Origin of the sequence: Blautia sp. HCP3S3_G3 (assembly GCF_052063365.1) — a bacterium.
In the GTDB taxonomy this organism is placed as follows: Bacteria; Bacillota; Clostridia; order Lachnospirales; family Lachnospiraceae; genus Blautia_A.
In genome coordinates this window covers 47,823-63,679 of record NZ_JBQHXR010000015.1, presented here as the reverse complement: position 1 = coordinate 63,679, position 15,857 = coordinate 47,823, and the positions used below count along the sequence as shown (strand labels likewise).

The window sequence follows — 15,857 nt, the reverse complement described above, 5'->3', positions numbered from 1 at the left end:
ATCCGGCATGGGAAAAAGAAGAATGTGGCAGTGGCGGCAACCGCAAGAGAACTGGCGTGTTTTGTGTGGGGAATGATGACAGATAACATCAGTTACAGGATGGCATAGATATCACATGGTCATCTGCCAGTCAAGGGTGCTTCGCACCGCTGACGCGGCAAGCCCTTGACAGCCATCTGTCCATGAGGTAAAGGTAATCAAGCAGAAATCAGCAGTAACCTGCAGAATTTCTGCCAGTAACAAAGTAAATATCTGACAGTATCCGGAAGGAGCTGTGATCACTTCAAGGTTCGGGTTATCTGCGTTACTTCTATGTGAGCACGTAAAACCGTGATCCACGCTTTTAGATTGCAGAGCTCACGGCGGACCATTAGCCTGTTGGTAACCAATCCACGAATAACAGAGTGGCCAACTGCCGGGAACTGTTAAATCAGGGCTCTTTCCTGATGCTGTCAGAGAAAAATGTGAGGATTGTCAATTGAGGAAAGAAAAAGTTTGTTATTTTGAAATATACCTCTTGACAAAAGTCACTTCATAACAGAAGTACTTGGCTTTCCGGTTTTCGCGTTGTGGGCCGGATTTGTGCTGTCTGAGCCAACGGCGAGTCCACGAATCCGGTCCACGGTTTTAGCGAAAACCGGAAAGCCTTAGTACTTCTTAAGCCCCGAAGCCTGCACAGGAACAGGAAGTATCTGTCACCGCAGCCCCTGGAGGGGTTCCTCTTTCGCGTACGGTTTTTCACATCACACTTCACAGTGTTTCACACTGAACCAAAGTTCCGGAGAAAACCATACGCATAGTAAAACTCGAAGAATTCTCACATACAGTTGCTGAACTAAAGCCCACTTTGATTCATCAAAAACGTACATTACATGATTAAAGATTCCAGGCTCATAACGGTAAATTGCTTTTCGCTTCCTTTTATCTGACTTCCCATATAACTTTCGATAAAGTTAAAATACCCATCTGCACCAGATTGCTTTTCCCATGTATCTAATGAATGGTATCTCATTATGAGAGAGATGTGCAGTCCTTTTCTGCATTACAGGAAATTGTTCCGCATTTTTCTGTAATATAAAATAGCCTTTCTGGCATGTTCTACGGCGAAGAGGAAATATTTCGTGAGGTGTCTTCATGCATTTATGTTTGAGAATCCGAGACAGTCAATACAGAGATCAAGCAGGAGCAATATGGTTCTTTACATGACGAATCATGCATAAGTTTTATCTAAACAAAAAAAAGGAACGTGCGGAGCTGCGGTTGGAGAAGCAGAGATCGTATGGAAATGAAGCTCACCGCACAGGATGGCGAAAAATGTTAAGAATGGAAGAATATGAAGAGTATGAAAAAGAGTATGAAAAAGAGTATGAAAAAGAATATGAAATAGAGTACGGAAAAGAATATGACGAGTCATACTGGAAACGTTTTAGGCGAAACCGGAAAAAGCCGGAGGTTTATGGAACGGAAATAGAAATGGAAAGCGTTGTCCCTGCTCAGAGTGAAGATTATAAAAGTTTCCTGGTGAGATATAGCGAGCAGTTTCAGAGTCCGGTTGAGGAGAATTATGACGGTACTTTTCTGGTGATCAATGAATTGTATGCGGTATCTTACGTGCCAAGTACACTGGTTCCGGAAGTGGAATTGAACAGTTATTCCTATAATGCCATCCCCAAATGTTATTCCTACATGGATGTGGAGAGTCTGCAGGCGTCAGGGGTAACAAGGCTTCATAATCACCCGTATCTGAAATTGCGGGGAGAGGGGACAATGGTGGCAGTGATTGATTCCGGGATTGATTATCAGAATCCCGCTTTCCGGTATGGAAACAGCAGTAAAATTCTGGAAATCTGGGATCAGACGATTCCAGGGGGAGAAAGTGAAAATGCGCCGTTTGGCAGAGTGTTTCGGAAAGAAGAAATTGACCGTGCACTGGTATCGGAAAATCCGCTGGAGATTGTGCCATCCACAGATACGAACGGACACGGAACGATGCTGGCTGGAGCAGCGGCCGGGAAAACAATCGAAGAGGAAAATTTTTCGGGAGCAGCGCCGGATGCGTCCCTGGTGGTAATTAAATTAAAGCCCGCAAAACAGTATCTTCGGGAATTTTATCTTTATCCTTCGGATGCGGAAATTTTTCAGGAGGATGATATCATGCTGGCAATCGCGTATGCCAGACGATGTGCACTGAGATATCAGATGCCTCTTTCTATCTGTATCGGTCTTGGGACAAATAAGGGATCACACAACGGTTTCAGTCCTCTCTGTCAGACCGTGGATAATATGGCCCGTTTTTTCCGGAATTCCATATCCATTGCTGCAGGAAACGAAGGCGCGGCAAGGCACCATTATCATGGAGAACTTGACCGGAACAGGCCGACAGACAATGTGGAACTTCGTGTTGGAGAGAAGGCGAAACAGTTTTCTATGGAATTCTGGGGAAATTCTCCGGAGCTTTTTCAGGTGACAATACAGTCTCCGACGGGAGAATCGCTGATGGTAAGTACTGCGCTTCAGGGGAATACGCAGGAGCTTTCTTTTGTATTTGTGGAAACCAAGGTTCTTGTGAATTATGTTTCGATTGAGCGTTATTCCGGAAATACGCTGGTGTTTTTCCGTTTTCTTCATCCTGCTGCGGGAATCTGGCGATTTCAGATACAGGGCAGAAATATGAATGGTTCAGAATTTAATATGTGGCTTCCGGTGACAGGGACGATACCGGATGATACCTTTTTTCTGCAGTCTTCGCCCTATCATACAATTACTTCTCCGGGAGATGCGGCGGATGGAATGACGATGACCGCTTATCAGTACCGTGATGGGAGTTTGTTTCCACTGGCGAGCAGAGGATTTAATCCGAATGGAACGGTGAAGCCGAATTTTGCTGCGCCGGGAGTGGAAGTGAAAGTGGCATTGCCGGGTGGAAGGTTTGGTTCCGCGTCAGGAACGAGTCTGGCAGCAGCACAGACTGCCGGAATTGCAGCGCTGCTGTTTGAATGGGCGGTAATCAGGGGAAATGAACCGTTTTTTACCGGAAATAATGTCCGGAATTATTTACAGAGAGGTGCACGGAGAGAGGAAAATATGCAATATCCCAATCCGGACTGGGGATATGGGAAAATTGATCTGTATCATACCTTTGAGTTACTGACATAAAATGGGGAAGAAAGATCTTAACTTGTAATTTCGCTTAAATACCGGTATATGGTTGCTGTGGAACAGTTGAATTTACGTGCCACAAAGAAGATGGCCCCTTTCAGGCGGAGCAATCTCTGCTCGTGTAGGCGTCTGATCGAGAATACGGTGAACAGTAACAAAAGAAAAAGAATTGAAAACTGTGAGTTTTCTGTATTATTGACTATTCCTCTGATATGCATTATTATTTAAAAGAAAGAAGAGAATTGTTATAAAGTTGGTATGATATATAAAATCGACAGGAGATGTCATAGGATGTATGGTCATACAGTAATTTTCTTTTGATATAAAGAAAGCAGTTCCAGTACATCGAATCATAAATAACCAGCGATATCACTTATTGCCAGTCATTTATTTTTCGATGTATTAGAGCGTGTTTGAAAATTCATATGCTTTGCTGACCAAAGAAGTAATGATATAGAAAAACTATATAAGGATAAAAAAGGAGGAATATTAATTTATGGATCTTTCAACTTTAGTAAAAATGTCAAATGCTTATGGAAGCAATCCGGCTTATGTTCTGGCAGGAGGCGGTAATACTTCTGTCAAAGATGACACTACTCTGTACGTAAAGGGTTCCGGTACACAGCTTGCCACCATTAAGGCAGAAGAATTTGTCGAAATGAGCAGAGCACGTCTGAATGAAATCATGAAAACGGAATATCCCCAAAATGACGTGGAACGTGAATCCGCATATCTTGCAGACGTAATGGCGGCAGTAACAGACGAGGATAAGACCAAACGTCCAAGCGTTGAAGCATTGCTCCATAATTTATTTGCCTATACCTATGTCCTTCATGTTCATCCGACTCTTGTCAATGGACTGACCTGTGGAAATGGCGGAAAGGCGTTTTGTGAACAGATTCTTGGAAAAGAAGTGCTTTGGATTGACATCTGCAAGCCCGGATACACACTTGCCCGCATTTGTTTCGAGAAAATGAATGCTTATAAAGAAGAATTTGGAAAAGATGTTCAGGTTCTTTTGCTCCAGAATCACGGAATTTTCGTTGCAGCAAATACGGTAGAAGAAATTGGTGTTTTATTTGATGATGTTATTAAAAAATTAGAAAAGCAGGTAAAAAGAACAGCTGACGTAAGCGACGCTGTTACCGCTGAAAAAGAGCAGGCAGCACAGAAGCTTTCTCAGTTACTGGGACATGCTGTAGAAGTTGTACCAGCTGCAGAAGTTGATAATTTTGTAAAAGATCAGACAGCTGCCGCACCACTTCTGAAGCCATTCACTCCAGATCACATTGTGTATTGCGGACCATACCCGTTATTTGTGGGAAATATTGATCAGGCAAAAAATGTACTGGATGCCTTTATGGCAGAGAATGACAAAGAGCCAAGACTGATTCTGGTACAGGGCGTTGGCGCATTTATCATGGAAGATGACAAGGGAAAAGCAGCAAAAGCGCAGCTCCTGGTGAAAGATGCGATCAAGCTTGCAGTATATGCCGAAAGCTTTGGCGGTCCGCTGCAAATGACAGATGATATTACATACTTTATTACACATTGGGAAGCAGAAGCGTACCGCAGCAAGAAGTAAAAATGAAAAAGGATGTACCAACAGGCGGTTGGAAGCCTGACTGGTACATCCTTTTTCCAGTTTTGCCTTAGAGCGTGTTTGAAAATTCATTCCCGTCATATGCACGCTCCACTTTGCGGGAAATTTGTCTCGCATTCGGTCAACATAGCCCGCTATGCCTCCCTCATTTGAGTCAAATTTCCACAAATTGTGACGCACATCTGTCGGAAAGCAATTTTCAAACACACTCTAGAGATGGAACACAGTTCCGGTTTTGCCCTGGATGGCATCTCTGGATTTTTCCAGAAGGGTGATCAGGGCGGTGCGACCTGGTTTGGACTCTGCGAAGTCAACGGCTGCCTGAACTTTTGGAAGCATGGAACCTGGGGCAAAATGTCCTTCACGGATGTATTGTTTTGCTTCTTCTACGGAAACATCGCTGAGCCACTTTTCAGCAGGGGTTCCGTAATTCAAAGCAACCTGTTCTACAGCAGTGAGGATGATGAGATAATCTGCATCCAGTTCTTTGGCAAGCAGGCAGCTTGCAAAGTCTTTGTCAATGACCGCACTTGCCCCGCGCAGATGGTTGTTTTCGCGTATGACCGGAATGCCGCCGCCGCCACAGGCGATGACAAGGTCTCCGGAATCTACCATGGTGCGAATGGTGCCGATTTCGATAATTTCCACCGGTCTGGGGGAGGCAACTACACGTCGGTATCCACGACCGGCATCTTCTTTCATAATGTAATGGTATTTCTCTTCCATGATATCGGCCTGTTCTTTGGAGAAGAATTTGCCGATGGGTTTGGAAGGGGTCTGGAAAGCCGGATCATCCGGATCTACACGCACCTGAGTGATCATGGTTGCGACCGGAATGTCCGTCATATTTCTGTTTAACAGCTCTTCGCGGAGTGCATTCTGCAGGTCATAGCCGATATAGGCCTGGCTCATTGCAACACAGACAGAAAGTGGAGTATTGGGCTGCTGCGGATCTTCGTGCATCAGGGCAATCATGGCATTGTTTACCATGCCGACCTGAGGTCCGTTGCCGTGAGCAACAACAACTTCACATCCTTCTTCAATCAGATCTACAATGGCTTTTGCAGTAATTTTGACTGCGGCCATCTGTTCCGGAAGAGTATTGCCAAGTGCGTTACCGCCAAGAGCAATCACAATACGTTTTTTCTTTGTCATGATAACACGCTCCAATATTTGTTATTTGAATACTCTCGGAGTGCCTTTTTCTTCCAGTTTTTTCAGAATGTCTGCAGGATCTGCAAATTTTGCAAGGAAGATCATGGCAGCGATGATGTATGGTTTGTAGCTTGCTTCTTTGTATAACGGATCTCTGTAACGGTCAAATACAGAAGCGTCTACTTCGCCTGTTTCGCAGCTTACACCGCTGATGTCAGCCGGCAGGCAGTGGAGATAAAGGGCTTTGCCGTCTTTGGTAGTAGCCATAAGTTCTTCGGTACATGCCCAGTCCTTGTGTTCTGCATTCTGTGCGAGAAGTTCTTTTTCGAGAGCTTTGATACCTTCCATATCACCGTTTCCATAAAGCTCTGTACGTTTTTCCATGGCTGCAAAAGGAGCCCAGCTCTTCGGATATACGATGTCTGCATCTTTGAAAGCTTCTGCCATGCTGTTGGTTTTGGTGAAGGAACCACCGGATTTTGCAGCGTTGGTTCTGGCCACTTCTTCTACTTCCGGAAATACTTCATATCCTTCCGGATGAGCAAGAACAACATCCATTCCGAAACGGGTCATCAGACCGATCACGCCTTGAGGAACAGACAGCGGTTTTCCGTAGGATGGAGAATAAGCCCATGTCATGGCAAGTTTTTTGCCCTTCAGGTTTTCTACTCCGCCGAATTCATGGATGATATGGAGCATATCTGCCATAGCCTGTGTCGGATGGTCAATGTCACACTGAAGATTTACCAGGGTAGGTTTCTGTTCCAGAATTCCAGCGTTGTGGCCCTGGGTTACAGCGTCAACAACATCATGCATGTATTTGTTGCCTTTGCCGATGTACATGTCGTCGCGGATACCGATCACGTCAGCCATAAAGGAAATCATATTGGCTGTTTCACGAACGGTTTCACCATGGGCAATCTGAGATTTTCCTTCATCGAGATCCTGGACTTCCAGACCTAACAGGTTGCAGGCAGAAGCGAAGGAGAAGCGGGTACGGGTGGAATTGTCACGGAAGAGGGAGATGCCAAGACCACTTTCGAATACTTTTGTGGAGATGTTGTGCTCTCTCATGTAACGAAGTGCATCTGCCAGCGTGAATACGGCTTCGATTTCGTCATCCGTTTTTTCCCATGTAAGGAAGAAGTCACCGTTATACATGTCTTTGAAGTTTAAAGAATTTAATTTATCGATATAATCCTGTAATGTTTTCATTGAGAAAATCCTCCGCTCATATAAATTGTTGTAGTTTGGATCGTTTATTAAAAAATGCCGAATATGAGTTTACATTTTTGCGTATTAGTGAAATTATCAAATATCGTTGCAGTAAAAGGTACGATGTTTCATTTTTATTTAAAATAGGATGCAGGAAGTGCAGCATATACAGCAGCGCAGGTTACCAGATCCTGTTTCCATGTTTTTTCGTTTGGTGCATGAGCCTGTGCTTCTGCACCCGGGCCAAAGCCGATGCATGGGATTCCGTTTCTTCCCATAATGGAAACACCATTGGTGGAGAAGGTCCACTTGTCTGTCAGCGGACGAGCCTGTCTCATTGCGAGCGTTTCTTCTGCACCGATACGTTTGTCTCCGTAAAGACTGGTGTAGGCATCTTCCAGAGCTTTCGTCACTGCATGATCCTTCGGAATGGCCCATGTCGGGAAGTAACATTCGATTTCATATACGCAGCCGGTGTAGGACGGGCGGTCGTAATTGTACATGGAAACGACCACATCATCGCCATATTTCTTCACACTTGGAAGAGCACGGATCTCGTCCAGACAGCTTTCCCAGGTTTCTCCAAAAGTCATACGACGGTCAAGAGATACAGAGCAGGAGTCTGCAACTGCGCAGCGGCTTGGGGAAGTATAGAAAATCTGGGAGGTGGTAATAGTGCCGCGTCCAAGGAAACGGGCCTCTTCCCAGTCCGGGTTGTATTTCGGATTGAGCATTTTTACAAGGCCTTTGATTTCGGTCTCATCTGCATCATCGTTTTCATTTAAGGCGCGTACATCCTGAAGAATGTCAGCCATTTTGTAGATGGCGTTGTCTCCGCGCTCCGGAGCAGATCCGTGGCAGGAAACACCTTTGACATCTACACGGATTTCCATACGTCCGCGCTGGCCTCGGTAAATACCGCCGTCAGTAGGTTCTGTGGAAACCACAAATTCCGGACGAATCTTGTCTTCATTGATGATGTACTGCCAGCAGAGACCGTCACAGTCTTCTTCCTGAACAGTTCCGACTACCATGACTTTGCATCCTTCCGGAATAAGGCCGAGATCTTTCATAATCTTTGCGCCGTATACGGAAGAAACGATGCCGCCGCACTGGTCTGAAACGCCGCGTCCACCAATCTCAGTGTCTGTTTCATAGCCTTCATACGGGTCAAAGTTCCAGTTCTCAATATTTCCGATACCAACGGTATCAATATGTGCATCATATGCGATGATCCGGTCACCGGTTCCCATATATCCGATGACATTTCCCTGCGGATCAATGAATACTTCGTCAAATCCGACTTTTTTCATTTCTGCTGCAATGGTATCGATATGTGCTTTTTCATCACAGCTTTCGCCCGGATTTCTGACAATAGCACGCAGGAATGCGGTCATTTCTTTTTCGCAGCTCTGAGCGGCTTCTTTGATTTTATTATAGTCTAACATGAGAATTTCCTCCCTGTTTTATGAATATGGATATGGTGAATAATGCTTTATTAAAATAATTCTTTCTTAAAATAATTCTTTCTTAAAATAATTCTTTTTTTCTATCCTGATTCCTCATCAAAGATTTACGGAATATCTGCAAATGGTTCTTTGTCGGAACCGCACAGGCCTTCCCATACGATTTCGCGGTAACGGTCCGGATCAGTGTCTCCTTCGGAGGACACAAGAAGTACTTCAGAATTTTCATCGAGTTTCAGGGCTTCTTTCAGATCTTTGTATTCCGGTCTGGTCATAACCGCGTGAAGAAGTCCCATGGTAACAGAACCGGATTCGCCGGAGATCACCTGCCTGTCGCCGCGAAGAGGAGAACCGTAAATGCGTGTGCCATTTGCGCTTACCCAGTCAGGACAGGAAACAAATGCGCTTGCATGGTTTCTCAGAATATCCCAGGAAACGGTATTGGCTTCTCCACATGCAAGTCCTGCCATAATGGTAAGCATATCCCCTGTTACGTTGACTCTGCTGCCGTCAGCCTGCATGGCAGAACGGTAGAGGCAGTCAGCCGCATTGGCTTCGACAACCACCATGACCGGCGGGTTTTCTTTAAAACGATTGGCAAAATATCCGATCACTGCTCCGGCAAGAGAACCGACACCTGCCTGTACGAAAACATGTGTGGGGCGGCTTCCGTCCTGTTCCAGCTGCTTGTCTGCTTCCATGGCAAGCGTTCCATATCCCTGCATGATCCAGGTGGGAATCTCTTCATATCCTTCCCATGCGGTATCCTGTACCATGATTCCATGCTCGGTTTCTGCCGCTTCTTTTGCAGCCATGCGGACACATTCATCGTAATTTAGATTCTCGATGGTAACGGTAGCATTTTCTTTTGCAATGTTCTCCAGACGTGTCCGGGTAGTTCCCTTCGGCATCCGGACAACACATTTCTGACGGAGTTTATTGGCAGCCCATGCGATTCCGCGGCCATGATTGCCGTCAGTAGCGGTGAAAAACGTAGCCTGACCGAATTCTTCCCTGAGTTTGTCAGAAGTAAGTACATGATAGGGAAGTTCACTGACGTCTTTGCCGAGCTGCTGTGCAATGTATCTTGCGATTGCGTAGGATCCGCCCAGAACTTTGAATGCATTCAGTCCGAAACGATAGGCTTCGTCTTTGACATACAGACGTTTCAGTCCAAGGTAATCAGCCAGGTTGTTCAGTGGAGTAAGGGGAGTTACTTCATATTGAGGAAAGCTTTTGTGAAAATTGCTGGCTTTCTCCATTTCTGCAACGGACATGTTTTCTACCTGATGGTCATCACTCGGGGTGATGTGATTCAGCGTCCATTTAATCTGTGCTGTCTTACTCATGATTCATATCCTCCTTATTGGTGGGCTGTATTGTTGATGGGATTCGTTTCTGTATTTTAATTTTAAATGGTCTCTTTGATTTTATCATAACAGATATTTTTAGAATTGCAATAGAAAAAAACAAAAATGATTTAGGTTTCCAAAAATATTTTTTGATGCTGTTTATTGTCTGGGAATTTCGGTAATGGAAGTTGGAAATTACATGTATTTTTATACTCTGTTATGTATAAAATGAGCCAGGTCCTTCTGGTATCAGAGAACCTGGCTCATTTTATGATCAATCATATTTGTGTAAACAAAAATTCTGTTTATTGCTTAAAGTGTGTTGTTGGAATGGTGAAAAGCAATTTTCAAAAACTCTTTAGAAAGTAGCTGATGATTTCTATTTATTTGCGATAAACGAATACCGGAAGTCCGTCTTCGCCAAGGGGGACATCCACTTTGCCCTGTACCAGCGGGTGTGCATAATTGAGGAATTCCTCGGAGACATCGGAACCGTCCTGAATGATCCATTCCTGAGGCACCGGTTTCTCTTCATTGCAGATGGCATTGACATCTTCGAGACCGCAGATCATACGGTAGGAACCATCCTCATTCTGTGCGCGGACGAAGGAAACCATTTTGCCGGTTTCGCCTTTCAGGGCGGCTTTGACACCAAAAGTACCTGCAGAGATAGCTTCCTGCTGGTCTGTGGCGGAAAGCATGGAAGCGGAGCAGCGCTGGCTGACATTCAGCTCAACAGAACGGGCTTTGACGCCGAGACGGGAGCGGACAAGGTTTTCCAGATATTTGCCGCAGCCTGCAAGCATTTTGTGACCGAAATTATCGGTACCGACAGAATTATCATATTCACAGATGAAAGTGCCCTGTGCATCGTGAATACCCTCCGATACACAGACAATGACGTTACAGTTTTTCTCAAAAGATTCTTCTACTTTGGCAAGGAAAGCTTCCTGGTCAAAAGCGACTTCCGGAAGGTAGATCAGCATTGGGTTATCCCCGGGATATTTTCGCGCAAGAGCGCTGGCAGCCGTCAGCCAGCCTGCATGACGGCCCATGATCTCAACGATGGTCACTGATTTCTTTTCGTAAACATTGGCGTCCAGACTGATTTCGCGGACTGTGGAAGCCACGTATTTGGCAGCACTTCCGAAGCCCGGGGTATGGTCTGTGAGAACCAGGTCGTTGTCAATGGTCTTGGGCTCACCGATGACGCGGATGGAACTGCCGGTTCTCTCTGCATAGCGGGAAAGCTTACTTACGGTATCCATGGAGTCGTTGCCGCCGATGTAGAAAAACCATCCGATATTCATTTCTTCGAATTTACGGAAAAGAAGAGGATATACCGGGTCTTCCAGTGATTCCGGAAGTTTATAGCGGCAGGAACCAAGGTAAGCGCCAGGCGTATGTTTCAGATATTCCAGTTTCTCTCCGGGAAGAGCCTCTGCAAAATCCAGGGTGGTTCCATTAAGAAATCCTTCAATTCCATTTATCATACCATAAACATGTTCAATCGCTTCCGGATGTGCAAATCCTTCAGAAACGACACCGTAAAGACTGCTGTTGATCACCGCGGTTGGTCCGCCGGACTGCCCGACAATCAGGTTCTTTTTCGACATAAAAATACCTCCTAAAGTTGTATGTTGGAATACTGAAATCCATGATATACCTAGTATAACACAGGACAGGATAGTTTGGCTATCGTTCGGGAGGGAAAAGTACAGGGAAGTAAAAATTGTTATTTCTTCGATATAAACAGAAATAATTCGTAATTGAAAAAGAAGGAAAATATCCTTATAATGAGAATATAGAATTCCTCGGCGGGATCTGAACAGGAGGAATGGATATGATGCAACGCGTGAAATAGGCAACTATTGGATTGAATATGCTGAGAAGGGAAGTTATTGGAGCAGCGATTGCAAATATACAAGCTGTACATGGATAATTGAAGGACGGTTTTGTTATGGACATGGAAAACAATAAAATAATCCGCATGAGTATCACCTTTTACGGCCGCGTCCAGGGCGTTGGATTTCGTTACAGGGCGAAATATGCGGCGGATGGCCTGGGACTTACCGGATGGGTGCAAAATGAATGGGATGATACGGTGCGGATGGAAGTACAGGGCAGAAGGGAAGATATCCGGCAGATGATTCGCAGAATCAATGCGGGAACGTTTGTAAATATAGAAAATATGGACATGAAGGAAATTCCCGTGGATCCGGAGGAACGGAGTTTTTTTGTGCGTGGGTATTAGGGTTTGGAAATTCATTCCTGCCATTTCCCTCTGTTCATTGACAAAAAATCTTCATTGGATTATGATGAACGAAAGGTCTGATACCTTGTGTATCAGACCTGTTTTATAAAAAACAGAATACAGCATCAGTACATGGAAGAAGTAGAATATAAAGTACGTATATAAAGAAACGAAGTGCAGCACAAGTATCTTCATTGCAATTATGTTCAATTTGGATATGCAATAATGTATAAAAAGTGCTTGCAAAAAACACACAGTATCACATCAGTTACATAAAAAGGCGTGTCATTATGGAAAGGAGCAGTTCATGGCAGAAAAGAAACCTGTTAAGAAGAAAAAAAAGAAAACATTCGCGGATATTTTGCTGACGATCATTCTTCTGATCGCAATCGGTGTTTTTGTTTTTGCAGCATATAATCTTTACCATATTTATACAGAATACAAAAAAGGTACGGATGAGTATAATCAGATTGAGCAGATGGCGGTAACAAACCGCGATCCGGATGAACTGAGTGAGGAAGCCGGCGGAGAAAATCAGGGACCGTCTCTGGTGGCTCCTATGGAAATTGATTTTGCCAGCCTGAAGGCTGTAAATGATGATGTGATCGGCTGGATTTATGTGGAAGCGCTGGACGATGTCAGTTATCCAATCGTGAAAGGGGAGGATAATGACACGTATCTCCACATGACTTATGAGAAAAATTACAATTTTGCGGGAACGATTTTTATTGATTATGAGAACAGCAGAGATTTCAGTGACTGCAATACGCTGGTTTACGGGCATAATATGAAAAACGGTTCCATGTTCGGACAGCTGAAGAAGTTCAGCCAGGATCCGGAAACATATAAAAAGAGTAAATATTTCTGGCTCTTTACGCCGGATAAGACGTATCGCTATGAGATTATTTCTGCGTATACCACCGGTGTGAACAGCGATACCTATACATTGTTCAAAGGCCCCGGGCAGGAATTTGAGGATTATCTGAAGACGATTGTCAGCCGTTCGGAAATTGAAACAAACGCCGGTGATTTGGATATGATGGATAAGATTGTGACACTTTCTACCTGTACAGGAAATCAGTCCACACGATTTGTAGTGCAGGGTCGAAGATGCGACGAGCTTGATGTAAATCAACAGTAACTCAGGCAAAGATTGGAATATTTATTGGGGTAAATACCTATAAAAAATCATGAAAAAATTGATAACTTAATGAAACAAAAACGGGAGGGACTGTTATGGCAGATGAAATTGCAAGACTGCAGGAGCTGATCGACAAATATGATAATATCGTATTTTTTGGCGGAGCAGGTGTGTCTACGGAAAGCGGGATTCCGGATTTCCGTTCCCAGGACGGACTTTATAATCAGAAATATGATTTTCCGCCGGAAACGATTCTGAGCCATACGTTTTTCATGAGAAGACCGGAAGAGTTTTATCGTTTTTATCAGGACAAGATGCTGTGTGATACGGCGAAACCTAATGCAGCGCATCTGAAACTGGCAGAACTGGAGCGTGCAGGCAAGCTGAAGGCGGTGATCACACAGAACATTGATAACCTGCATCAGATGGCAGGAAGCAAGAAGGTGCTGGAGCTTCATGGAAGTGTTTACCGCAATTATTGCATGAAATGCGGGAAATTCTATGATTTTTCCTATATGAAGCATTCCGAAGGTGTTCCGCGCTGTGAATGCGGCGGCATGATCAAACCGGATGTGGTTCTCTACGAGGAAGGACTGGATAATGATACGATCAGTGAATCTGTCCGGGCGATTTCTCAGGCACAGGTACTGATCATTGGCGGAACTTCCCTTGCCGTTTATCCGGCAGCCAGTCTGATCGATTATTTCCGGGGAGAACATCTGGTGGTGATCAATAAATCACCGACACCACGCGACCGTTATGCAGATCTGCTGATCCAGGAACCCATCGGGCAGGTGTTTTCTCAAATAACGGTTTCTGAATGAAGCAGTTCTGTATGTAAAGAGCTGCCGGGTAATCGATATACAGCAAAACAGTAGTCCTGAGGGAGAGAGATACATGAATTTTATCTATGAAGTAGGAGATATCGTAACATTGAAAAAAGGCCATCCCTGCGGCAGTAAGGAGTGGGAGATCCTTCGTGTGGGAGCAGATTTCCGCCTGAAATGTCTGGGATGCGGACACCAGATCATGGTACCCCGCAAAATGGTGGAAAAAAATACCAGAAATTTAAAAAAATCAGAAGCATAATTAGAAAAATACTTAAAATAGTAGTTATGAAAACTGAATAATAAGTATAAGTATCGGAAGCATGATTTATCAAAAACAGGAAGAGTACCGGATTTGTAAAAAATTGAAAAAAATCAGAAATAGTGCTTTACAGACCACGGGAAATATGCTAAAATCAACAATCGTGATATATTTATCCTTGCTCTTTGTACAGGCAAAGGGCCATGAAGACCACAAGGAGGTAAGAAAGCATGAACAAGTACGAGTTAGCATTAGTTGTGAGTGCCAAAGTTGAAGACGAGGTTCGTGAAGCAGTTGTAGAAAAAGCAAAAGGCTACATCACCCGTTACAATGGTACAATCACAGAAGTAGAAGAATGGGGTAAGAGAAAATTAGCTTACGAAATTCAGAAAATGCATGAAGGCTTCTACTACTTTATTCAGTTCGAAGCAGACGCAACATGTCCTGCAGAAGTAGAAAGACATGTACGCATCATGGACAACGTATTAAGATATTTAGTCGTTCGCAAAGACGCATAATCTTTATACAGTCATTGGATTTTAGAAAGCACCATTAAGAACCCGTTCACTGAATCAGAAAAAGAGGTAAAAACATGAACAAAGTCATTTTAATGGGACGCTTAACAAGAGATCCTGAGGTGAGATATTCCGCAGGAGAAAATGCATTGGCAATTGCCAGATACACACTGGCTGTAGACAGAAGATTCCGTCGCGATGGAGAAGCAAGCGCTGATTTTATCAACTGTGTGGCTTTTGGCCGCAGTGCAGAGTTTGCTGAGAAATATTTCCGTCAGGGCTTGAAGATAGCAATCACCGGACGTATCCAGACCGGCAGCTATACCAACAGAGATGGACAGAAGGTGTATACCACAGAAGTGGTTGTGGAGGATCAGGAGTTTGCTGAGAGCAAGGCTGCCAGTGATAACTATGCAGCATCTCATCCACAGCAGCGGAGTGCAGAACCGTCCATGCCGAGCCCGAGTGCAGCAAGTGCAGACGGCTTTATGAATATTCCGGATGGAATTGATGAAGAATTGCCTTTCATCTAAAAAACCAGTAGTTTTTTAGCACATAACTGAAAATAAGATAGGAGGAAACCATCATGGCTTACAACAATAGAGGTGAAAGACCAGACTCTCCAATGAAGAGAAGAGGCGGCCGCAAGAGAAAAAAAGTTTGCGTATTCTGCGGCAAAGAGAACAACGAAATTGATTACAAGGATGTAGCAAAATTAAGAAAATATGTTTCTGAAAGAGGCAAAATCCTTCCGAGAAGAATCACAGGAAACTGTGCAAAACATCAGAGAGCTCTGACAGTAGCAATCAAGAGAGCACGTCATCTTTCCCTGATGCCGTACGTTCAGGACTAATTCAAGAGGAACACCGTCATCCCGTGTGGGTGGCGGTGATTTTTTTACAGTAGAT

15 protein-coding genes and 3 pseudogenes are annotated in these 15,857 nt (G+C 44.3%); 11 read left to right on the top strand and 7 right to left on the bottom strand.

Annotation, left to right across the window (positions count from 1 at the left end; all coding sequences use genetic code 11):
- The first annotated feature begins 1,314 nt into the window (after nucleotides 1–1,314).
- Nucleotides 1,315–3,156, top strand: coding sequence for a S8 family peptidase (locus ACTNEW_RS12130; RefSeq protein WP_441061311.1), 1,842 nt, complete (start codon nucleotides 1,315–1,317; stop codon nucleotides 3,154–3,156).
- 17 nt (nucleotides 3,157–3,173) lie between these two features.
- On the opposite strand, the gene ACTNEW_RS12125 is transcribed toward ACTNEW_RS12130, so the two are convergent.
- Nucleotides 3,174–3,377, bottom strand: a complete 204-nt coding sequence (locus ACTNEW_RS12125; RefSeq protein WP_441061308.1) for a helix-turn-helix domain-containing protein — start codon at nucleotides 3,375–3,377, stop codon at nucleotides 3,174–3,176.
- Nucleotides 3,378–3,655: 278 nt separating this feature from the next.
- Here ACTNEW_RS12125 and ACTNEW_RS12120 point away from each other — a divergent pair.
- Nucleotides 3,656–4,213 (top strand): annotated as a pseudogene (locus ACTNEW_RS12120) (class II aldolase/adducin family protein); the annotation flags it as partial.
- A 258-nt stretch (nucleotides 4,214–4,471) separates the two neighbouring features.
- Here ACTNEW_RS12120 and ACTNEW_RS12115 read toward each other — a convergent pair.
- Entirely contained in the window at nucleotides 4,472–4,879 is a 408-nt protein-coding gene (locus ACTNEW_RS12115; protein WP_441061323.1) for a DUF6783 domain-containing protein, read from the bottom strand.
- Between ACTNEW_RS12115 and ACTNEW_RS12110 the strand changes: the two are divergent.
- Nucleotides 4,865–4,915: pseudogene (locus ACTNEW_RS12110) on the top strand (hypothetical protein); the annotation flags it as partial. The gene ACTNEW_RS12115 and the pseudogene ACTNEW_RS12110 sit on opposite strands and share 15 nt — an antisense overlap.
- Nucleotides 4,912–4,956 (top strand): annotated as a pseudogene (locus ACTNEW_RS12105) (hypothetical protein); the annotation flags it as partial. The pseudogenes ACTNEW_RS12110 and ACTNEW_RS12105, both read left to right, overlap by 4 nt.
- 16 nt (nucleotides 4,957–4,972) lie before the next feature.
- On the opposite strand, the gene arcC reads toward ACTNEW_RS12105, so the two are convergent.
- From arcC to ACTNEW_RS12080, 5 genes are all read right to left on the bottom strand, one after another.
- Nucleotides 4,973–5,920 (bottom strand): carbamate kinase, encoded by a 948-nt coding sequence (arcC, locus tag ACTNEW_RS12100; protein ID WP_441061320.1) that lies wholly within the window; start codon nucleotides 5,918–5,920, stop codon nucleotides 4,973–4,975.
- A gap of 18 nt (nucleotides 5,921–5,938) precedes the next feature.
- The gene (gene ygeW, locus ACTNEW_RS12095; protein WP_441061306.1) at nucleotides 5,939–7,132 is read right to left on the bottom strand and encodes a knotted carbamoyltransferase YgeW; all 1,194 of its coding nucleotides are present in this window, start codon (nucleotides 7,130–7,132) and stop codon (nucleotides 5,939–5,941) included.
- A 134-nt stretch (nucleotides 7,133–7,266) separates the two neighbouring features.
- Nucleotides 7,267–8,580: a YgeY family selenium metabolism-linked hydrolase gene (locus tag ACTNEW_RS12090; protein WP_441061304.1), complete on the bottom strand. Its 1,314-nt coding sequence runs from the start codon at nucleotides 8,578–8,580 to the stop codon at nucleotides 7,267–7,269.
- A 125-nt stretch (nucleotides 8,581–8,705) separates the two neighbouring features.
- Nucleotides 8,706–9,947, bottom strand: coding sequence for a diaminopropionate ammonia-lyase (dpaL, locus tag ACTNEW_RS12085; RefSeq protein WP_441061303.1), 1,242 nt, complete (start codon nucleotides 9,945–9,947; stop codon nucleotides 8,706–8,708).
- A gap of 386 nt (nucleotides 9,948–10,333) precedes the next feature.
- Complete coding sequence (locus ACTNEW_RS12080) at nucleotides 10,334–11,566, bottom strand: 6-phosphofructokinase (RefSeq protein ID WP_441061301.1); 1,233 nt, start codon at nucleotides 11,564–11,566, stop codon at nucleotides 10,334–10,336.
- A 350-nt stretch (nucleotides 11,567–11,916) separates the two neighbouring features.
- Here ACTNEW_RS12080 and ACTNEW_RS12075 point away from each other — a divergent pair, with 350 nt between their 5' ends.
- From ACTNEW_RS12075 to rpsR, 7 genes are all read left to right on the top strand, one after another.
- Nucleotides 11,917–12,204, top strand: coding sequence for an acylphosphatase (locus ACTNEW_RS12075; protein ID WP_441061317.1), 288 nt, complete (start codon nucleotides 11,917–11,919; stop codon nucleotides 12,202–12,204).
- Nucleotides 12,205–12,511: 307 nt separating this feature from the next.
- Nucleotides 12,512–13,345, top strand: a complete 834-nt coding sequence (gene srtB / locus ACTNEW_RS12070) for a class B sortase (RefSeq protein WP_441061298.1) — start codon at nucleotides 12,512–12,514, stop codon at nucleotides 13,343–13,345.
- 95 nt (nucleotides 13,346–13,440) lie between these two features.
- A complete protein-coding gene (locus ACTNEW_RS12065; RefSeq protein WP_441061296.1) occupies nucleotides 13,441–14,169 on the top strand; it encodes an NAD-dependent protein deacylase in 729 nt (242 codons plus the stop codon).
- 73 nt (nucleotides 14,170–14,242) lie between these two features.
- Nucleotides 14,243–14,434 (top strand): DUF951 domain-containing protein, encoded by a 192-nt coding sequence (locus tag ACTNEW_RS12060; RefSeq protein WP_441061294.1) that lies wholly within the window; start codon nucleotides 14,243–14,245, stop codon nucleotides 14,432–14,434.
- 230 nt (nucleotides 14,435–14,664) lie between these two features.
- Nucleotides 14,665–14,952, top strand: coding sequence for a 30S ribosomal protein S6 (rpsF, locus tag ACTNEW_RS12055; protein WP_441061291.1), 288 nt, complete (start codon nucleotides 14,665–14,667; stop codon nucleotides 14,950–14,952).
- Between the two features lie 74 nt (nucleotides 14,953–15,026).
- Entirely contained in the window at nucleotides 15,027–15,482 is a 456-nt protein-coding gene (locus ACTNEW_RS12050; protein ID WP_441061288.1) for a single-stranded DNA-binding protein, read from the top strand.
- Nucleotides 15,483–15,535: 53 nt separating this feature from the next.
- Nucleotides 15,536–15,802, top strand: coding sequence for a 30S ribosomal protein S18 (rpsR, locus tag ACTNEW_RS12045; protein ID WP_441061286.1), 267 nt, complete (start codon nucleotides 15,536–15,538; stop codon nucleotides 15,800–15,802).
- Nucleotides 15,803–15,857 lie beyond the last annotated feature (55 nt).